Origin of the sequence: Nesterenkonia sp. E16_10, assembly GCF_017347085.1 — a bacterium.
Classification (GTDB): domain Bacteria; phylum Actinomycetota; class Actinomycetes; order Actinomycetales; family Micrococcaceae; genus Nesterenkonia.
The window spans coordinates 207,972-227,965 of record NZ_JADPSA010000016.1; the positions used below are offsets into that span (position 1 = coordinate 207,972).

18 protein-coding genes, 4 tRNA genes and 1 riboswitch are annotated in these 19,994 nt (G+C 69.2%); of the genes, 21 read left to right on the forward strand and 1 reads right to left on the reverse strand.

From position 1 onward, the window contains the following. Positions 1–873: a PD-(D/E)XK nuclease family protein gene (locus tag I2487_RS05600; RefSeq protein WP_207170991.1), complete on the reverse strand. Its 873-nt coding sequence runs from the start codon at positions 871–873 to the stop codon at positions 1–3. 242 nt (positions 874–1,115) lie between these two features. Here I2487_RS05600 and I2487_RS05605 point away from each other — a divergent pair. From I2487_RS05605 to I2487_RS05705, 21 genes are all read left to right on the forward strand, one after another. Beyond that, positions 1,116–1,189 (forward strand) — tRNA-Gly (locus I2487_RS05605). A 122-nt stretch (positions 1,190–1,311) separates the two neighbouring features. Beyond that, a tRNA-Cys gene (locus I2487_RS05610) sits at positions 1,312–1,382 on the forward strand. 143 nt (positions 1,383–1,525) lie between these two features. Continuing rightward, positions 1,526–1,597 (forward strand) — tRNA-Val (locus I2487_RS05615). A gap of 55 nt (positions 1,598–1,652) precedes the next feature. Continuing rightward, positions 1,653–1,726, forward strand: a tRNA-Gly gene (locus I2487_RS05620). A 193-nt stretch (positions 1,727–1,919) separates the two neighbouring features. Continuing rightward, positions 1,920–2,062, forward strand: a riboswitch (FMN riboswitch). A 110-nt stretch (positions 2,063–2,172) separates the two neighbouring features. After that, a complete protein-coding gene (gene ribD / locus I2487_RS05625) occupies positions 2,173–3,249 on the forward strand; it encodes a bifunctional diaminohydroxyphosphoribosylaminopyrimidine deaminase/5-amino-6-(5-phosphoribosylamino)uracil reductase RibD (RefSeq protein WP_345941340.1) in 1,077 nt (358 codons plus the stop codon). Then, entirely contained in the window at positions 3,231–5,246 is a 2,016-nt protein-coding gene (gene ribB / locus I2487_RS05630; RefSeq protein WP_207170992.1) for a 3,4-dihydroxy-2-butanone-4-phosphate synthase, read from the forward strand. Before ribD ends, ribB begins: the two co-directional genes overlap by 19 nt. 104 nt (positions 5,247–5,350) lie before the next feature. Then, complete coding sequence (gene ribH, locus I2487_RS05635) at positions 5,351–5,851, forward strand: 6,7-dimethyl-8-ribityllumazine synthase (RefSeq protein WP_207170993.1); 501 nt, start codon at positions 5,351–5,353, stop codon at positions 5,849–5,851. Between the two features lie 14 nt (positions 5,852–5,865). Continuing rightward, entirely contained in the window at positions 5,866–6,129 is a 264-nt protein-coding gene (locus I2487_RS05640) for a phosphoribosyl-ATP diphosphatase (protein ID WP_207170994.1), read from the forward strand. Between the two features lie 60 nt (positions 6,130–6,189). Continuing rightward, a complete protein-coding gene (hisG, locus tag I2487_RS05645; protein WP_207170995.1) occupies positions 6,190–7,041 on the forward strand; it encodes an ATP phosphoribosyltransferase in 852 nt (283 codons plus the stop codon). 14 nt (positions 7,042–7,055) lie between these two features. Further along, entirely contained in the window at positions 7,056–7,820 is a 765-nt protein-coding gene (gene hisF / locus I2487_RS05650) for an imidazole glycerol phosphate synthase subunit HisF (protein ID WP_207170996.1), read from the forward strand. 67 nt (positions 7,821–7,887) lie between these two features. Beyond that, on the forward strand, positions 7,888–8,241 hold the full coding sequence (gene hisI, locus I2487_RS05655) for a phosphoribosyl-AMP cyclohydrolase (protein ID WP_207171007.1): 354 nt from the start codon (positions 7,888–7,890) through the stop codon (positions 8,239–8,241). Next, complete coding sequence (gene trpE / locus I2487_RS05660; protein WP_207170997.1) at positions 8,234–9,862, forward strand: anthranilate synthase component I; 1,629 nt, start codon at positions 8,234–8,236, stop codon at positions 9,860–9,862. The genes hisI and trpE overlap by 8 nt, the downstream gene beginning before the upstream one ends. Beyond that, positions 9,859–10,590: a Trp biosynthesis-associated membrane protein gene (locus I2487_RS05665; RefSeq protein ID WP_207170998.1), complete on the forward strand. Its 732-nt coding sequence runs from the start codon at positions 9,859–9,861 to the stop codon at positions 10,588–10,590. The genes trpE and I2487_RS05665 overlap by 4 nt, the downstream gene beginning before the upstream one ends. 141 nt (positions 10,591–10,731) lie before the next feature. Then, positions 10,732–11,112, forward strand: a complete 381-nt coding sequence (locus I2487_RS05670) for an HGxxPAAW family protein (protein ID WP_207170999.1) — start codon at positions 10,732–10,734, stop codon at positions 11,110–11,112. Further along, entirely contained in the window at positions 11,113–11,916 is an 804-nt protein-coding gene (gene trpC / locus I2487_RS05675; RefSeq protein ID WP_207171000.1) for an indole-3-glycerol phosphate synthase TrpC, read from the forward strand. It abuts the gene before it with no gap. 128 nt (positions 11,917–12,044) lie between these two features. Continuing rightward, positions 12,045–13,364, forward strand: a complete 1,320-nt coding sequence (trpB, locus tag I2487_RS05680) for a tryptophan synthase subunit beta (protein WP_207171001.1) — start codon at positions 12,045–12,047, stop codon at positions 13,362–13,364. Next, positions 13,361–14,197: a tryptophan synthase subunit alpha gene (gene trpA, locus I2487_RS05685; RefSeq protein ID WP_207171002.1), complete on the forward strand. Its 837-nt coding sequence runs from the start codon at positions 13,361–13,363 to the stop codon at positions 14,195–14,197. The genes trpB and trpA overlap by 4 nt, the downstream gene beginning before the upstream one ends. Further along, the gene (locus I2487_RS05690) at positions 14,194–15,780 is read left to right on the forward strand and encodes a sodium-dependent transporter (protein WP_207171003.1); all 1,587 of its coding nucleotides are present in this window, start codon (positions 14,194–14,196) and stop codon (positions 15,778–15,780) included. The genes trpA and I2487_RS05690 overlap by 4 nt, the downstream gene beginning before the upstream one ends. After that, complete coding sequence (locus tag I2487_RS05695) at positions 15,780–15,884, forward strand: methionine/alanine import family NSS transporter small subunit (protein WP_207171004.1); 105 nt, start codon at positions 15,780–15,782, stop codon at positions 15,882–15,884. The genes I2487_RS05690 and I2487_RS05695 overlap by 1 nt, the downstream gene beginning before the upstream one ends. 130 nt (positions 15,885–16,014) lie before the next feature. Beyond that, on the forward strand, positions 16,015–17,172 hold the full coding sequence (gene lgt, locus I2487_RS05700; RefSeq protein WP_207171005.1) for a prolipoprotein diacylglyceryl transferase: 1,158 nt from the start codon (positions 16,015–16,017) through the stop codon (positions 17,170–17,172). Between the two features lie 342 nt (positions 17,173–17,514). Continuing rightward, positions 17,515–19,994, forward strand: a 2,480-nt coding sequence (locus I2487_RS05705) for a glutamate synthase central domain-containing protein (protein ID WP_275955640.1), incomplete at its 3' end; no start/stop codon positions are given.

Below are 19,994 nucleotides of genomic sequence, written 5' to 3' on the forward strand. Positions count from 1 at the left end.
TCATTGTTCAGCCTGAGCCCCGGCGGGTGCGGGCAGCGGCGGCGGGGCGATCGGACGCAGCGCGGTCCCCGCAGACTCGGTGGCTCGGCTGTGCTCCCAGACCTGGCGCAGCGCCCAGAACTTGTGCCAGTGAGCCTTCAACACTGCCGGACTGGCCTGATTCGGCACCACCTCCGCCTCGGAGACCGCCACCGCCAGCAGGACCGGGTCGGTGCCGTAGGGCCAGGGCTTCCACTCCCCGGACCGGGCGTCGAGCAGCATCTCCTCGGCCTGCATGCCGGCCACCAGCTGCATCACCACCGAGTCGCTCAGCGGCTTGGACCGCCCGTCACGGGTCAGTCCCTTGGTCTTGAAGTCGATGATGCAGGTGCGTCCGCCGATGTCCGCGACGAGATCCAGCGTGCCGGCATAGCCCAGCGTGTGGTTCCAGACGGTCACCTCCGCCGCGAGCGGGGTCACGCCGTAGAGCCGCCACCATTCGTCGAAGCGATCGGCGAAGCCGATCTCACGGTGCTCGGCCAGCGCCGCGCGGGCCTCGCCGACGTCGTGGCGCAGACCCAGGGACTCCAGCGCGACCTGCTCGGCGTAGTGGTGGACTCGATCCCCCCGGGCGGCGGCGGCGTCCCGGAAGCGCTCGGCGGCCGAGGAGGCCTGCCGTGCCAGCCGCTTGAGCTCGGCGGGGGAGCCCACGGCGCTGGCCAGCCGGACATCTCCGGCGAGCTCCGCGCTGGCCATATGCCCGGCCCAGCCGGTCAGGTCCTTGTGCTCCTGGCCGATCACCGTGGTGATGGAGGGCACCTCGGGGGAGCCGCCGATGGAACGTGAATACATGCGGCCGTGATCTGTGGCGTGCGCGAGGCTGGGCTGTGTCATCGGCTCCAGTCTGCCACTGCCCACGGACACGGCTCGCGGCGCGGCCCGAGGGCGAAGCCCTCGATGAGGTCGCGGCGGGGCCCTCGATGAGGTCGCGGCGGGGTCGCGGCGGACTCCCGGGAGCAGGCCCGGCCAGCGGGCTGAGGACGGGGTTCCGGAGCCCGATTGGACGAGCGGGCGAGACCTGCGCTATCGTTTCAAGTCGTTGAAACGCCGCAGAAAACCGCGGTCGGGACGGCACTGCGGATGTAGCTCAGCTGGCTAGAGCATCACCTTGCCATGGTGAGGGTCGCGAGTTCGAATCTCGTCATCCGCTCGTAGGACCAAGTACGTGTGTATGAGAGGATTCATGACGAACTCCTTTCAAGATGTGAGGGCCTGATCAGGCCTTACCACTGAATGTCGACCGAAAGCCAGAACAGGCCGGAGATCGACTGCGGTGGGGTGGCCGAGTGGCGAGGCAGCGGCCTGCAAAGCCGTTAACGCGGGTTCGATTCCCGTCCCCACCTCGCAGGTGCATCCGGTTCGCCGGAAGCAGCGATTCAGGGTCAGCTGTGACAGAGTGGCACTGAGGCAGCAGCGAAGCAACAGAACGTCGAGTACAGCAGAATAAGCAGGACACGCCAGGGTGGTGGAGACATCACCTTCATCGGCGCGATTAGCGCAGCGGTAGCGCGCTTCCCTGACACGGAAGAGGTCACTGGTTCGATCCCAGTATCGCGCACTGAGTCCAGCAGAAGCGGTCGTCCTTCACGGAGGGCCAAGGCTTCTGGACTCATGCGGATGTAGCTCAGCTGGCTAGAGCACCACCTTGCCATGGTGGGGGTCGCGAGTTCGAATCTCGTCATCCGCTCAGATGGGTCGCCCGGCAGGCGGCAGCAGAAGCGGGCTCGAGACCACCAGGTCTCGGGCCCGCTTTCTTTCTGTGCCCGCCTTCGTCGCCGGGCCGGCCGTGGAAGTCGGCGCGGCTCAGATGAACCGACATTTCACCCTCAGCGGCATCGAGCCCGTGCGTGGCGCGCATGTGGCACACTTAGTGCTACACATTTCGTGCTCCGGGATCGGTGAAAGTCCGAACCGGCGGTCATAGTCCGCGACCCGAATCATGCGCAGCCCGCTGTGCATGGCTTGGTTGAACCGGTGGAATTCCGGCACCGACAGTCACAGTCTGGATGGGAGAAGCACGAGAGTCCGTGTGGCTGTCCCCGCGACCCCGCGAGCCTGCCATTCGTTCTCGACCGACGCCGCCGCGGCGTCGGCCTCCCCGGAGTGCGTCGACACGCTGGGAAGGACGATGCGGTGCCAGACGAAGCTGTGATGCAGCAGGCCCTCAGGGCCGCTCTGCTCGGCGTTCGGGGAGCCAACCCGCTGGTCGGAGCGATTCTGGTCTCCGCCGAGGGCGAGGTGCTCAGCACCGGGCACCACCGCGGCGCCGGCACCTTCCACGCCGAGCGCGACGCCCTGGACGCCTTCGCCGGGAAGCACCCCGCATCGGCTGACCTCAGCGGCGCCACCTTGTACTCCACGCTGGAACCCTGCCGGCACCAGGGCCGCCAGCCTGCCTGCACGCAGCTGATCCTTGAGGCCGGGGTGGGCCGTGTGGTCCATGGCGCCTCCGACCCCTCGAGCAACGGCGGGGGAGCCGAGGTCATGCGCCGTGCCGGCATCGACGTGATCTCAGGGGTGCTGGCGCAGCAGTGCGAGGCACTGAACCATCGCTGGGTCGCCGCGGCTCGGCAGGCCCGCCCCTTCGTCACCGCGCACCTGGCGCAGAGCCTGGACGGCCGGATCGCCGCCGCAGACGGCACCAGCCAGTGGATCACCTCCAAGACCGCACGAGACCACACTCATATGGTGCGCAGCCGCGCCGACGCGATCCTGGTCGGGACCAACACCGTCGAGGTCGATGACCCCCGGCTCACCGCACGCACCCCTACCGGTGAGCTCACCCTGCGTCAGCCGCTGCGTGTGGTGATGGGGATGACTCCGGTGCGCCCGGGCATGAAGCTGACCCAGGGCCGCCCCGAGGGCGACGGCTGGCTTCAGTTGCCCACCCGGGATCCCCTCGAGGCCCTGCAGGAGCTCGCCCAGACCACCCACGGCGGCTATCCGATCAAGCATGTCCTGGTCGAGGGCGGTCAGAGCGTGCTCTCGGCTTTCTTCGCCGCCGACCTCGTCGATGAGGTCTTTGCTTACCATGCGCCGCTGCTGCTGGGAACCGGACGCGACAGCATCGGCGACATAGGTGTGAGAACGCTGAGCGAGGCGCCCCGCTTCGCTCTTGACCCCGCGGAGAGCGGGCCGGTGCAGATCATGGACTCCGATGTCTGTGTGCACCTGCAGCCGAAAGGAGACACATGTTCACCGGAATCGTGACGGGTTTGGGAGAGGTCCTGCAGCGACGGTTCGATCCGGCCAAGGGCGCGGAGCGGCTGAGCTTCGCCGCCCCGGGTCACACCGAGGGGCTCGCCCTGGGCGGCTCCATCGCGGTCAACGGTGTCTGCGTCTCGGCCGTCGCCATCGAAGGTGAACAGGTCAGCGTGGAGCTGATCCAGGAGACCCTCTCGCGCACCACTCTGGGTGCGCTGAAGCTGGGGGACCCGCTGAACCTTGAACGCTGCCTGCCCTCCGGTGCCCGTCTGGACGGGCACGTGGTGCAGGGCCATGTCGATGGGCTCGCGCAGCTGATCCACGCGGACCCCTCCGACGGTCGGCACCGCTTCCTGATCACCCCGGAGCTGGCGCCCTACATCGCCGAGAAGGGCTCGATCGCGATCAACGGGGTCTCACTCACCATCACCGCGGTCTCCGCCCCCGGCTCCGCCGACTCCTGGTTCGAGGTGGGACTGATCCCCACCACGCTGGCCGAGACCACCCTGGGCAGCACCGGAATCGGGGAGCAGGTCAACATCGAAGTCGACGTGCTGGCGAAATACGCCCGTCGGATGCTCCAGTTCGACCGGCACCTCGCCGCCGACCCCGCCGCTGCCCCGGCCGCCGAGCCCGCCGCCCAGCCGGCCGTGGCCGAGCAGCAGCCCGAGTCGGTGCCTGCCATCTTGCAGCCGGAGACTCCGGCTCCGGTGCTGGACCGGATCGATGTCGCGCTCAACGAGCTCGCCGCCGGACGTCCGGTGATCGTCGTCGACGACGCCGATCGGGAGAATGAAGGCGACATCATCTTCCCCGCGGCGGTGGCCACGCCTGAGCTGATGGCGCTGACCATCCGTCACACCTCCGGGGTGATCTGCACCCCGATGACGGTCGAACGCGCCGAGCACCTGGGGCTGCCCCCGATGGTGGTGCAGAACCAGGATCCCAAGGGCACCGCGTACACGATCAGCTGTGACGCGACCACCGGAGTGAGCACCGGGATCAGCGCCGCGGACCGGGCCCTGACCGTGAAGGTCCTGGCGGACTCGGCGAGCACCGCGGCAGATCTCAGCCGCCCCGGGCACATCTTCCCGCTGGTGGCCGACCCGCAGGGCGTCCTGGGCCGTGACGGGCACACCGAGGCCGCGGTGGACCTGTGCCGGCTCGCCGGGCTCCCCGAGGTCGGGGTCATCGCCGAGCTGACCCACGACGACGGCCGGATGATGCGCCTGCCCGCGCTGCGCGAGTTCGCCGACCAGCACCAGTACGCGCTGATCTCCATCGCCGATCTGATCGTCTACCGCGGCGGGACCCCGAAGCCGGGCACCGCGATGGATTCGGTCGCCGCGAGCTGGGAGGCCCCCGGGGACGAGATCTCCAAACTGGTGACACCGGGCCCCGTGGTCACCCTGCCCACCGACCACGGCGTCTTCGCCGCCCAGGTCTGGACCGAGCACCGCACCGGACACGAGCACATGCTCATCTCGGCACGCTCGGAGGCCCCCGGTGAGGGCAAGGTCGCCACCGAACGGCCGCTGATCCGGATGCACTCGGAATGCGTCACCGGAGACGTGCTGAGCTCCCGGCGCTGCGACTGCGGCACGCAGCTGGCCTCGGCGCTGGAGTCCATCCAGCGCGACGGCGGACACCTGCTGTACCTGCGCGGCCATGAAGGCCGCGGCATCGGGCTGGCGAACAAGATGCGCGCCTATAAGCTCCAGGAGCAGGGTGCGGACACGGTGGAGGCCAACGAGATGCTCGGCCTGGCAGCGGAGCTGCGTGACTTCTCCGGCGCCGCGGCGATCCTCTACGCCGCCGGAATCCGCCGCCTGAGCCTGATGACGAACAACCCGCTGAAGGTGCAGAGCCTGCGCAGCGCCGGGCTCGACGTCGAGCTCGTGCCCTCCACCGGAGTGGTCCACGAGACCAACCGCCGGTACCTTCAGACCAAGCGTGACCGGATGAACCACACCCTGGACCACCTGCAGCTCCACGAGCAGTGAGATCTGCCCCACGGTGACTCCCTGATCGGCTCCCCACCAGCATCCCCACCAGCACGCCCAGAAGCACCCCGAATGACACCCACCAGCACAGCAGAGGAGACCGCATGAGCGGCACCGGAACACCCCAGATCGAGGCCGCCGAGCTCGAGGCGCTGCGCGCCGCCGCGGCCGAGCAGAACCTGCGCGTCGCCGTCGTCGCCTCACGCTGGCACCAGGTGGTCATGGACGGGCTGATCGCCGGCTCGCGCCGGTTCTGCGCGGAGATCGGACTCGAGGACCTCACCGTGGTCCGGGCGCCGGGATCCTTCGAGCTCCCGGTGATCGCCTCCCATGCCGCGAAGCACTTCGACGTCGTCGTCGCCCTGGGCGTGGTGATCCGCGGCGGGACACCGCATTTCGACTACGTCTGCACCGCCGCCACCGAGGGACTCGGCCAGGTGGCGCTGAGCACCGGCACCCCGGTCGGCTTCGGACTGCTGACCTGCGACGACGAGGCGCAGGCGCTGGATCGCGCCGGCCTTCAGGGCTCCAAGGAGGACAAGGGTTTCGAGGCCGCCCACGCCGCCGTGGCCGCCGCCGTGGAGATCGCCGCGCTGAGCCGGTGAGATACCCTGAAACGGTGAAAACCTTCGACCAGCTCTACGCCGAACTTGCCCAGAAGGCCGAGACCCGTCCGGAGGGCTCCGGCACCGTGGCCGCACTCGATGCCGGCGTCCATCAGATCGGCAAGAAGATCGTCGAAGAGGCCGCCGAGGTCTGGATGGCCGCCGAGTACCAGTCGGATGCGGAGGCCGCCGAGGAGATCTCCCAGCTGCTCTACCATCTGCAGGTCATGATGATCGCCAAGGGCATTGCCCCCGAGGACGTCTACAAGTACCTCTAGAACCTCCCGGTCGAGTTCACCGATACCGCCATCACCTGCACACGAAAAGACGAGATCCCTATGCTGCGCATTGCTGTTCCGAACAAGGGCGCCCTCTCCGAGGCCGCCATGGAGATGCTCTCCGAGGCCGGCTACGTCCAGCGCCGCGACCGGCGCGAACTGGTCATGCTCGATGAGCAGAACGGGGTGGAGTTCTTCTACCTGCGGCCCCGCGACATCGCCGTCTACGTCGGCGCCGGCACGCTCGACGTCGGCCTCACCGGACGCGACCTCTTCCAGGACGCCCGGGTCGACCACGGCGCCGAGGAGGTGCTCGGCCTCGGATTCGGCAAGTCCACCTTCCGCCTGGCAGGGCCCGCCGGGCGCTTCCACAGCGCCGCGGACCTTGCCGGGACCCGGGTCGCCACCAGCTACGACGGCCTGCTCGCCCAGTGGTTCCAGGACCAGGGCGTGCCCGACGTCGAGGTGGTGCACCTCGACGGCGCGGTGGAGACCTCCGTGCGGCTCGGCGTGGCCGACGCCATCGCCGATGTGGTGGAGACCGGCAACACGCTCAAGGCCGCCGGGATGGAGACCTTCGGGGAGCCGATCATGGAATCCGAGGCGATTCTGATCTCCGGCCGCGGACAGCACCCCGAGGGTCTGGACCGGCTGATCCGCCGCCTGCAGGGCGTTCTGGTCGCCGCCCAGTACGTGATGATGGACTACGACGTGCACCGGGACCTGCTCCCAGCGGCCTCCGCGATCACCCCGGGCCTGGAGTCACCGACCATCTCGCCGCTTGCCGATGAGAACTGGGTCGCGGTGCGCTCCATGGTGCCGGCGAAGAAGACCAACCAGCTGATGGACGAGCTCTACGAACTCGGCGCCCGGGCGATCCTGGTCTCCTCCATCCACGCCTGCCGGATCTGATCGCGGGGCCGCCGATGACACTTGCAGTCCGAGTCATCCCCTGCCTCGACGTCGACGCCGGTCGGGTGGTCAAGGGGGTCAACTTCGAGAACCTCCGCGACGCCGGAGACCCGGTGGAGCTGGCCCACCGCTACAACCGGGCCGGCGCCGACGAGCTGACCTTCCTCGACGTCACCGCCTCCTCCGGCGACCGGGAGACCACCTACGACGTGGTCACCCGCACCGCCGAAGAGGTCTTCATCCCGCTCACCGTGGGCGGCGGCGTCCGCTCACCCCAGGACGTGGACCGGCTGCTGCGTACCGGGGCCGACAAGGTCTCGATCAACACCGCCGCGGTCTCCCGCCCCGAGGTGATCAACGAGATCGTCGGCCGCTTCGGCAACCAGGTCCTGGTGCTCTCCCTGGATGCCCGGCGCAGCGACGCCACCGACTCCGGGTTCGAGGTCACCACCCACGGCGGGCGCACCGGCACCGGGATCGACGCGCTGAACTGGTGCCGTGAGGCCGCCGAGCGCGGAGTCGGGGAGATCCTGCTGAACTCCATCGACGCCGACGGCACTCGGGACGGCTTCGACACCGAGATGATCTCCGCGGTGCGCGCGGTGACCCGGGTCCCGCTGATCGCCTCCGGCGGCGCCGGGGTCCCCGCCCACTTCCCGCCCGCCATCGCGGCCGGCGCCGACGCGGTCCTGGCCGCCTCGATGTTCCACTTCGGTCCCGATGACATGATCGCCCAGGTCAAAGACGCCATACGATCCGCCGGACACCCGGTGAGATGAGGTCCGCATGAGCAGCAGCGAAGACACCGAGACGCCGGTGCCACCAGAGTCGATGCTTCCAGAGTCGATGCTTCCAGCGTCGGTGCTTCCAGACTCGGTGCGCGAGGCCGTGCGCTTCAACGCCGATGGCCTGGTGCCGGTGATCACCCAGGACGCCGAGACCTCCGAGGTGCTGATGCTGGCCTGGATGAACGCCGAGGCGCTGGGGATCACCCTGGCCACCGCCCAGGGGGTGTACTTCTCCCGGTCACGCCAGGAGCTCTGGCGCAAGGGCGCCACCTCCGGCAACGTGCAGCAGGTGGTCTCACTGGCCCTGGACTGCGACGGCGACACCGTGCTGATGCGGGTGCAGCAGTCCGGACCCGCCTGCCACACCGGCACCACCACCTGCTTCACCGGACGGGAGATCACCGATGCATGACCTCGGCACCGTGGTTCCCGGACCCGAGGAGTTCCTCGAGCTGGCCCACGACCACCGGGTGATCCCGGTGACCATGACGCTGCTCGCCGACTCCCACACCCCGCTGAGCATCTACCGGGCGCTGGCCACCGACGCCGCAGGCGCCGCCCGCCCCGGCACCTACCTGATGGAGTCCGCCGCCCCCGGCGCGGCCTGGTCCCGGCACTCCTTCATCGGTGTGCGCACCTCCGCCACGCTCAGCGAACGCGACGGCGCGGCGCACTGGATCGGCGAGCCCCCGGTCGGGACCCCGCGTGAGGGCACCACCGCCGCGGTGCTGCGCGACACCCTGGAGTTCCTGGCCAGCCCCGCCACCATCGGCTCTAGCGCCCTCGGTGCTGACGCAGCGCGGCCCGACCGCAGCGTGCCGGGCCGGCCCTTCATCGAGGAGCTGCCGCACCTGACCTCCGGACTGGTCGGCTACGCCGGCTGGGACGTGATCCGGCACTGGGAGAAGCTGCCCCACCCGCCGACCGATGACCTGCACATCCCCGAGATGGCGATGAACCTGGTCTCGGACCTCGCGGTACACGACAACCGCGACGGCACCGTGACCCTGGTGGCCAACGCGATCAACTTCGACGGCCAGGACACCGGCGCCGGACGCGCCTACGCCGACGCCGTCGCCCGGCTGCACCAGATGAGCGCCAAGCTCGCCGAGCCGGTGGCCCCGGTGATCTCCACCGCCCAGCCGAACTGGGGCGCCGCGGTCCAGCAGGACCTCACCGACCGGGTGATCCACGCCTGGGACCAGAACGAGTACCTGGCCACCCTGGGCAAGGCCAAGCAGGCGATCATCGACGGCGAGGTCTTCCAGATCGTGGTCTCCCGCCGATTCGAGGTCGAGACCGAGGTCGACGCCCTCGCCGTCTACCGGATGCTGCGGCTGCTGAACCCGAGCCCGTACATGTACCTGATGCACTTCGAGACCCCCGCCGGGGAGCCCTACCAGCTCGTCGGAGCCTCCCCGGAGGCCCTGGTCACCGTGGAGGACACCACGGTGGTGACCCACCCGATCGCCGGCACCCGACCCCGCGGGGAGACCCCGAAGCAGGACGCCGAGCTCGCCGAGGACCTGCTGGCGGATCAGAAGGAGCGCGCCGAGCACATCATGCTGGTGGATCTGGCGCGCAACGACCTGGCCAAGGTCTGCGTCCCCGGCTCGGTCCAGGTCACCCGGTTCATGGCGGTGGAGCGGTTCAGCCACGTGATGCACCTGACCAGTCACGTCCAGGGTGAACTGGCCCCGGAGCACAGCGCCTACGACGTGCTCTCCGCGACCTTCCCGGCCGGCACGCTCTCCGGAGCGCCGAAGCCGCGTGCGCTGCAACTGCTCGACGCCTGGGAGCCCACCCGGCGCGGGATCTATGGGGGAGTGGTCGGCTACTTCGACCTCTCCGGGCGCATGGACGCCGCCATCGCGATCCGCTCCGCGCTGCTCAAGGACGGCCGGGCCTACGTCCAGGCCGGCGGAGGCATCGTCGCGGACTCCGACGACGACGCCGAACGTGAGGAAACCGTGAACAAGGCCGCCGCCCCACTGCGCGCGGTGCTGGCCGCCGACCGTCTGGAGCACACATGAGCGAGACCACCCCGGCCCCGGAGAACCCCGGCCCCGAGCAGCGCCGCGGCTCAGGCCCCTCGCGCCTGCGCGGGCTCCTGGCCCGCCGCGGGGTGGTGCTGATGTCCCTGCTCGGCGGCGCGCTGCTGCTGATCTCCTCCACCATGACCTGGGTGCAGGCCTACGGCCTGGGCTCGACGTCCGCAGTCCAGGAAGTGGCCATCACCGGCGCCGACCTGGTCGAGACCGTCACGGCCATGGGCCTGGTCGGCCTGGCCGCCGGGATCGCGGTCACCATAGCGAAGCGGCTGGGCCGGATCGTGATCGGCGCGGTGCTCTTCGGCGCCGCCGGCATCGCGCTTCTCGCCATCCGCTCGGTGATCGCAGACCCGGCCAACGTCGCCTCCGCGGCGCTGGGGGAGATCACCGGCACCACCGCCGAGGCCGCGCGCTACGAGCTCAGCATGGCCGTGTGGCTCGGCTTCGCCGGGGCGCTGCTGCTGCTCATCGCCTCGATCGCGCTGCTGGTGGTCTCCCACCGCTGGCCCGACCGGAGGTCGCGCAGATACCAGGTCGCCACCGCCGAGGACGCCGCGACGGGCGGATCCCAGGTGCCCGGCGGCGCCCCCGGCACGGGGAACCGAACCGGAGCGGGGAACCAGCCCGGCCGACCAGAGACCGGTCCCGATGAGTTCGACCTCTGGGACGGACTCTCCGAGGGCCAGGACCCCACAGAACCGCAGCGCTGAAACCTCACCGCCGAAACCCGCGGCGGACCCGCCGAGCCAGGTTTCGCGCGGCGACGTCACCGAAGACGAGGCGCAGCCATACGTGGCAGAATGGGACTCAGAATCGAATGAGCACTGACGCACGTTCCAGAGAGGACCAGAATGGCCAACACCACTGCTCTGCGCGACACCGAGCCAGCCCCCGGCGAGAAGATCGATGACGAGTACATCCATCACGATCACATCGGCCACGGCTCCACGCCGGCAGCCTGGGCGCTGAGCCTCACGATCATCGTCGGCTCGATCATCGCCGGGCTCGGCATGGTGCTCGAGGTCTGGGTGCTGGTCTGGATCTCCATCCTGTTCCTCCCCTTGGCGATCATCCTGGGCCTGGTGCTCAAGGCCAAGGGCTACGGAGTGGAGATGGACTCCAACGCGGTGCTCAAGAACGGTGAGAGCGCCCGCGCCCACCAGGGTCCGGCCAGCCCGGACAACACCCGCGGCGGCAAGGACAAGCGGCGGCCCGAGACCGCCGCCCACTGAATGGTGAGCGTCCTCGACTCGATCATCACCGGGGTCCGCGAAGACCTCCAGGCCCGCCAGGCGCTGATCCCGCATGAGCAGATGGTGGCCGCAGCCGCCGCCGCGCCCCCGGCGCTCGACGCCCACGCCGCACTGCTGGCTGGGCGCGAGGACCCGCACGGCGTGCGGATCATCGCCGAGGTCAAGCGATCCTCACCCTCGAAGGGCGCCCTGGCCGAGATCCCCGATCCGGCCAGACTCGCGAAGTCCTACCAGGACGGCGGGGCCGCGGTGATCAGCGTGCTCACCGAGGGCCGCCGGTTCAACGGGAGCCTGGCCGACCTCGACGCGGTGCGCGCCGCAGTACAGATCCCGGTGCTGCGCAAGGACTTCATGGTCGAGGAGTACCAGTTCTACGAGGCCCGCGCCCACGGCGCTGACCTGGTGCTGCTGATCGTGGCGGCGCTCGAGGACGAGAAGCTGCGCGACTTCCTGGCCCTGACCCACGAACTGGGTATGGAAGCCCTGGTCGAGGCGCACACCGAGGAAGAGATCGCCCGCGCCGTCGCCCTGGGAGCCAAGATCGTCGGGGTCAACGTGCGCAACCTCAAGACCCTGGAGGTCGACGTCGCGCACTACTCCACGATGGCCCAGCACCTGCCCGCAGGTGTGGTGCGGATCGCGGAATCCGGCGTCACCTCCGCACAGGTGGTCGCCGACTACGCCGCCCAGGGAGCCGACGCCGTGCTGGTCGGAGAGGCCCTGGTCAAGGACGGAGAGCCGGAGACCGCGCTGCGCAGCTTCCGCTCCGCCAGCCTGGTCTGAGACCGCCGGAGCTCGGTCCTGGGACCCGAGCGTCGTTGCACCGAAGCCTTCGCCCACCTCGGGCGCCGCAGAATTCCACAAGCGCCGCACTGGAGGACCAGAGCGGCGCAGAACATCGAGGAGAGATCATGAGCGCTCCTGCTGAGGAGACACAGAAGTACCGCGACCACGAAGGGCCCTACTTCGGGAGCTTCGGCGGACGCTGGATGCCGGAATCGCTCGTCGCCGCCCTCGATGAGGTCGAGCAGACCTTCCGTGAGGCGAAGCAGGACCCCGAGTTCCTCGCCGAGGTCCACCGTCTCGGCCGGGACTACACCGGGCGTCCCTCGCTGCTGACCGAGGTCAAGCGGTTCGCCGCGGAGGCCGGGCCTGCCCGGATCTTCCTCAAGCGCGAGGACCTCAACCACACCGGCTCGCACAAGATCAACAACGTGCTGGGTCAGGCGCTGCTCGCCAAGCGGATGGGCAAGACCCGCCTGATCGCCGAGACCGGCGCCGGCCAGCACGGCGTCGCCACCGCCACCGCGGCCGCCCTGATGGGCATGGACTGCGTGGTCTACATGGGCTCCGAGGACACCCGCCGACAGGCGCTCAACGTCGCCCGGATGCGGCTGCTCGGGGCCGAGGTGGTCCCGGTGGATCACGGCGCGAAGACGCTGAAGGACGCGATCAACGAGGCGCTGCGCGACTGGGTGGCCTCGGTCGAGCACACCCACTACCTGCTGGGCACCGTGGCCGGACCGCACCCGTTCCCCGAGATGGTCCGCTGGTTCCACCAGGTGATCGGCGACGAGACCCGGGAACAGATCCTCGCCATGGAGGGACGCCTCCCCGATGCCGTGGCGGCATGCGTGGGCGGCGGATCCAACGCCATGGGCCTCTTCCACGGCTTCCTGGATGACCCCGAGGTCGCGCTCTACGGCTTCGAGGCCGGCGGCGACGGCGTCGAGACCGGCCGGCATGCCTCGGCGATCACGCTGGGCCGCTCCGGGGTGCTGCACGGCGCGCGCTCCTTCCTGATGCAGGACGAGGACGGCCAGACCGTGGACTCCCACTCGATCTCCGCCGGCCTGGACTACCCCTCGGTCGGCCCGGAGCACGCCTACCTGGCCGAGACCGGTCGGGCGACCTACGAACCGGTGACCGACGCCGAGTGCATGGCCTCCTTCGAGATGCTCTGCCGCACCGAGGGCATCATCCCCGCCATCGAATCGGCCCACGCCCTGGCCGGTGCCGCGCGGCTCTCCCGCAAGTGGGGCGCCGAGGGGGAGGGCAAGATCATCATCATCAACCTCTCGGGCCGCGGCGACAAGGACGTGGAGACCGCCGCCGAATGGTTCCGGATGCTTCCGGGCCAGGAGAACGACCCGGTGGCCGAGACCGAGACCGCAGCCAAGACCGGGGACGAGAGCCCGTCCCCGGCACCCGAGACGGGAGTCCAGGCATGAGCACCGAAGCCACCCCGGCAGAGCCCAGCACGCAGGCACCGAAGACCGGCTCCAAGACCGCCGAGGCCATCGAGGCCGCCCGCGCCCAGGGCCGGGCCGCCTTCATCGGCTACCTCCCGGCCGGCTACCCGGACAAGGAGACCTCCATCGCGGCCGCCATCGAGCTGGCCCGCAACGGGGCCGACGTGATCGAGATCGGCGTGCCCTACTCCGATCCGGTGATGGACGGCCCGGTCATCCAGCAGGCCACCACCGAGGTGCTGGCCCGCGGGTTCCGGCTCCCCGAGGTCTTCGAGATCGTGGCGGCCGTGGTCGAGGCCACCGACGCCGCGGTCCTGGTGATGACCTACTACAACCTGATCGACCGGATGGGCGCCGAGGAGTTCGCCCGGCGTCTCGCCGAGGCCGGCGGGGCCGGCGCGATCACCCCGGACCTGATCCCCGATGAGGCCGGGGCATGGATGGCCGCCACCGAGCGCCACGGACTGGACCGGGTGTTCCTCACCGCCCCGACCTCCTCACCGGAACGGGTGGCGCAGATCGTCTCGGCCTCCCGAGGCTTCGTCTACGGCGTCTCGGTGATGGGCGTGACCGGGGCCCGCGACCAGGTCTCCGACGCCGCAGAACGGGTGGTCAACGCCGCCCGCAGCGCCGGCGCCGAACGGGTCTGCGTGGGACTCGGCGTCTCCACCCGAGCCCACGTGGAGGAGATCGGCCGCTACGCCGACGGGGTCATCGTGGGCACCGCGCTGGTCGCCGCGCTGCGTGACGGCGGGCCCTCCGCCGTGGCGGCGCTGACCGCCGAGCTCACGGGAGCCGAGACCGGTCGATGACTCCGCGGCCGCCGACGCGAACCCGGGTCCGGGAGAGCTTCAACTCCCGGACCGTGTTCATCCTGGCGGCCGTCGGGTCCGCAGTGGGCCTGGGGAACATCTGGCGGTTCCCCTACGTCACCTACGAGAACGGCGGCGGGGCCTTCCTGATCCCCTATCTGGTCGCGCTGCTCACCGCCGGGCTGCCGATCCTGCTCTTCGACTATGCCCTGGGGCACCGGTTCCGCGGATCCCCGCCCCTGGCCTTCAGACGGCTGCACCGGCACGCGGAGCCGATCGGCTGGATCCAGGTGGGAATCTGCTTCCTGATCTCCATCTACTACGCCGCCATCATCGCCTGGGCCGCCATGTACACCTGGTATTCCTTCACCCAGGCCTGGGGTGAGGACGCCGAGAGCTTCTTCTTCACCGAATATCTGCAGTACGACGGGGCAGGCACCGAGGGCACGGGGCTCTCGATGGACTTCGTGGCACAGGTCGGATGGCCGCTGATCGCTGTCTGGGTGGTGCTGCTCGTCGCTCTGGGACTCGGCGTGCGGCGGGGGATCGCGCGGGTCTCGATCTACGGGATCCCGGTGCTGTTCGTCATGTTCCTGATCCTGGTCGGCTACTCGCTCAGCCTCGACGGAGCGCTGACCGGGCTCAACGCCCTGTTCACCCCTGACTGGAGCGCCCTGACCGACGGAGGCGTCTGGATCCAGGCCTACGGACAGATCTTCTTCAGCCTCTCGGTGGGCTTCGGAATCATGGTCACCTACGCCTCCTATCTGAAGCGCCGGTCCAACGCCACCGGCTCAGGGCTGGTGGTCGGGTTCGCGAACTCCTCCTTCGAGCTTCTGGCCGCAATCGGCGTGTTCTCCGCGCTGGGCTTCATCGCCGTCGCGGCGAACACCGCCGTGGACGAGGTGGCCTCCTCAGGGCTCGGCCTGGCCTTCGTGGCCTTCCCCACCATCATCAGCGAGGCGCCGGCCTCCGCGCTGCTCGGCGTGCTCTTCTTCGGCTCGCTGACACTGGCCGGCATCACCTCGCAGATCTCGGTGCTCGAGGTGGCGATCTCCTCGGTCAAGGACAAGACGGGATGGTCCCGCCCGGTCACCGTCGGTGTCGTCGGCGGGTCCAGCGCACTGATCTCCGTGGTGCTGCTCGGCGGGGTCTCCGGACTCACGGTGCTCGATGTGATCGATGCGTTCTCCAACAACGTGGGCATCGTCGCCGCTGCCTTCATCGCGGTCCTCGCCGTCACCTGGGGCTTCCGGCGCCTCGACGTGCTCGCGGCCGGGATGAACGCCTACGGTTCCATCCAGCTGGGACGGATCTGGAAGTCGCTGATCGGGGTGGTCATCCCGGTCGTGCTGGGCGTGCTGCTGGTGATGGACATCCGCGCGAAGGTCACAGAGGGCTACGGCGGCTTCGACACCTGGGTCGTGATGACCTTCGGCTGGGGAGCCCTCGCCTTCGTGGCGGTGGCCGCCGTCGTGATGACCACGCTGCCCTGGCCCGACGCATCTGCCCTGCACGCTGAGGCGCTCGAGGAAGAGACCGAGCCAGAGAGCTCCGAGCACCGGACGGGAGCCCGAGACTGATGGACACCGATGCCCTGATCATGATGATCGTGGCCCTGGCCACGGTATGGGGCGGCCTCGCGGCCGCCGTCGCCCACCTGAGGCGGCACCCGGACAGCTCCTGACCTCGTTGCCGAGGCCGGCCCGAGCGCTGGTCGCACGGAGGCAGGCTCAGGCCATAGACTGCATCGGATCCCGAATTCAGCCCGCCCCCAGCTCAGCAGGGGGAGGTGACTCCCACCGCGAGAGGACCCCGTGTTCAACACTTCAACTCCGGTCGGCGCCCTGCAGGCCGCCGCTGAGGCCACGGCCTCGGCGACGGCGCAGATCAGCGCAGCCTTTCCCTCCCCGCCCACGGACGGGATCGATCTCGTCGGCCCGCTGCGGATCGGGTTCTACGGTCTGGCGATCGGTCTGGGCATCCTGGTGGCGTACTTCGTCTCCAGCCGGCTCTGGAAGTCCCGCGGCGGAAGCCCCGAAAACGTCTTCGACGCGCTGATCTGGGCGGTGCTGCTCGGCATCGTGGGCGGTCGGCTCTATCACGTGATCACCTCCCCGGACGCCTACTTCGGTGAGGACGGCGACCTCTCGCTGATCCCGCAGGTGTGGCTGGGCGGTCTGGGCATCGTCGGTGCCGTCGCGCTGGGCGCCGTCGGCGTCTGGTTCGCCTGCCGGCGCTACGGCATGAAGTTCGGCGCCTTCGCCGACGTGATCGTGCCCGGCGTGATCCTGGCCCAGGCCATCGGACGCTGGGGCAACTACTTCAACCAGGAGCTCTACGGGGCTCCCACCAACCTCCCCTGGGGCCTGTCGATCGACACCACCCAGCGCCACCAGGCGCCGCCGCTGGGCGCCGGCGAGTCCACGCTGTACCACCCGACCTTCCTCTACGAGAGCATCTGGAACCTGATCGGGTTCTTCCTGCTGATCGCGCTCTACCGCCGCTTCGCCGTGAAGCAGGGCCTGATCGCCTGGACCTACGTGGCGTACTACTCGCTGGGCCGGTTCTGGATCGAGTCGCTGCGCATCGATGAGATCAACAAGTCCACCCAGTGGATCAACATCTTCGGCCTCGAATGGCGCCTGAACATGTGGATGTCGGTGTTCCTGTTCCTCCTCGCGCTGGGCATGCTGATCTGGCTCTGGACCCGACGCCCGCGCACCGAAGCGGCGCTGGCCGAGGAGCTGGAGATCTACCGTCCCGGGCAGGGGCCCCGAGGATCCGAGGACCACGCCGCGATGGCGGCCCGGTCCGAGTCCGGAGACGCCCCGCTGGTCCCGGCCGGAGCGTCGGAGACCCCCTCCGAGGACGCCGCGCAGACCGGTGAGCCGAGCCCTGCCAGCGCCGGTGAGAACCCCGAATCCGGCGAGGAACCGGCCTCTCCGACCGAGACGGACAGTCCCAAATCCTGAGATCGGACTTGCCACCGGCAGGTCAGGGTTGCAAGATTAATCTCATCGACTGGCGTCAGCCAGGACCACGACGGCGGCGCGCCGACCAACCCGCGCCGTGACGGTCAAGCGCAGGGACACACCCCGCAGAGCGCACAGGTGACAGCGTCATGCAGGACTGAAGACCGACGGATCCTGAGGACTTCCTCGCAGGCCGGGACGCACACCGTCTCGAAGAACTGGGAGAATAAGCTCAGTCTCCATGCACCAGAGATCCGAGCACAAGGGATACGTGCACCATAGAAGGGGCCGATGATGTCCCCTCCCCATGAAACGTCCGCATGCGGAGGAAGGAAGAGCTTCATGTCTAGTCTCGGATCACCGGGAACCGGTGCAGCTGCCACGGCAGACTCGCCCCAGATCATGAGTCCCTATCAGCGCTTTGCCGCTTTCCCTGAGAAGGCTGGTCTCTACGACCCCGCCAATGAGCACGAGAACTGCGGCATGGCCGCCGTGGCCACGCTGCGCGGAACCCCCGGCCACGACATCGTGGACCACGCCCTGGTGGCGCTGCGCAACCTTGAACACCGCGGCGCCGTGGGCGGCGACGTGGGCACCGGCGACGGCGCCGGACTGCTCACCCAGATCCCGGACGAGTTCTTCCGCGCGGTCACCGAGTTCGAGCTCCCGCCGATGGGGCAGTACCTCGCCGGCACCGCGTTCCTGCCGCAGTCACCTGCCCAACGCGAGACGATGTGCGCCAGCTTCGGCGAGCTCGCCGAGGAACAGGGCCTGATCGTGCTGGGCTGGCGCGACGTCCCGGTGGACGCCTCGATGATCGGCAGCCTCGCCAAGGAGTCCATGCCGTACTTCCGGCAGGTCTTCCTCGGCTTCGCGGCCGAGGACTCCATCGCCTACCAGGAGTCCGCCTCGGGCACGCTGGACCAGCGCGGATGGCGCCTGCGCAAGCGCGGCCAGAACCGGCTCGGCGTCTACTTCCCCTCGCTGTCCTCGAAGACCATCACCTATAAGGGGATGCTCACCACCGCGCAGCTCGAGCCGTTCTTCCCGGACCTCTCGGACGAGCGGTACAAGACCACCCTGGGCATCGTGCACTCGCGGTTCTCCACCAACACCTTCCCCTCCTGGCCGCTGGCCCAGCCGCTGCGCAACATCGCGCACAACGGCGAGATCAACACGGTCAAGGGCAACCGCAACTGGATGCGCGCCCGGCAGTCGGTCATGGCCTCCGAGCTGTTCGGCGAGGACCCGGAGTCGCTGTTCCCGATCTGCACCCCCGGCGCCTCGGACTCCACCAGCTTCGACGAGGCCGCCGAGCTGCTGATGCTCTCCGGCCGTCCGCTGGCCCAGTCGATGCGCATGATGATCCCTGAGGCCTGGGAGAACCACGAGACCATGGACCCCGATCTGCGGGCGTTCTACCAGTACCACGCCCAGCTCATGGAGGCCTGGGACGGCCCCGCCGCGATCGCGTTCACCGACGGCCAGCAGGTCGGAGCGATGCTGGACCGCAACGGACTGCGCCCGGCCCGCTACTGGGTCACCGACGACGGCCTGGTCGTGATGTCCTCCGAGGTCGGCGTGCTGGACCTGGAGCCCTCCTCGATCGTGCGCAAGGGCCGCGTCGCCCCGGGCATGATGCTGCTGCTGGACACCGTCGAGGGCCGGATCATCGAGGACGAGGAGATCAAGGCAGATCTCGCCTCCTCGGCACCCTGGGCCGACTGGGTCCAGGAGAACCTGGTCAAGCTCGGCGACCTCCCGGAGCGCCTCCATGTGCGCCACCCCTCGGAGTCTGTCCGGCTGCGCCAGCAGACCTTCGGCTACACCCACGAAGAGCTGCGTGTGCTGATCGGCCCGATGGCCACCGCCGGTGCCGAGCCGCTGGGCGCCATGGGCACCGACACTCCCATCGCGGTGCTCGCCGACCGGCCCCGGCTGATCTTCGACTACTTCGTGCAGACCTTCGCCCAGGTGACCAACCCGCCGCTGGACGCGATCCGCGAGGAGCTGGTGACCTCCCTGGGGCTGCACATCGGTCCCAGCGGAAACCTGCTCAGCAACGAACAGGTCCGCTCCCGGCAGGTCGCCCTGGACTTCCCGGTGATCAACAACGACGAGCTCGCCAAGATCGCCAACATCCGCAACGACGACGGCGCGAAGATCGCCCTGAAGGTCCGCGCGCTCTACCGCGCCGGATCCCGTGAGGAGGAGCTGCGCCAGCGGATCCGCGAGATCTGCGAGAAGGTCTCCGCCGCGGTGAACCGCGGGGTCAGCTACATCGTGATCTCCGACCGCGACTCCAACGCCCAGTGGGCGCCGATCCCCTCGCTGCTGATGCTCTCCGCGATCCACCACCACCTGCTGAAGTCGGCCAACCGCACCAAGGTCTCCCTGGTCGTGGAGGCCGGCGACGTGCGCGAGGTCCACCATGTGGCTTGCCTGATCGGCTACGGCGCCGCCGCGGTGAACCCCTACCTGGCCATGGAGACCGCCGAGGACATGGTTCGCCGCGGCGAGCTGACCGCGGTCGATGAGGAGCAGGCGGTGCACAACCTGCTCACCGCGCTGGGCAAGGGCGTGCTGAAGATCATGTCCAAGATGGGCATCTCCACCGTCGCCTCCTACTGTGGGGCGCAGACCTTCGAGGCCGTGGGTCTGGCGCAGAATGTGGTGGACCAGTACTTCTCCGGCACTCACTCGCCCATGGGCGGCGTGGGGCTCAACGTGCTCTCCGACGAGACCCTGGAGCGGCACTCCCACGCCTACCCGGCCGACGGCAACGACCTCGGCCGCGGCAACGAGCTCGAGATCGGCGGGGA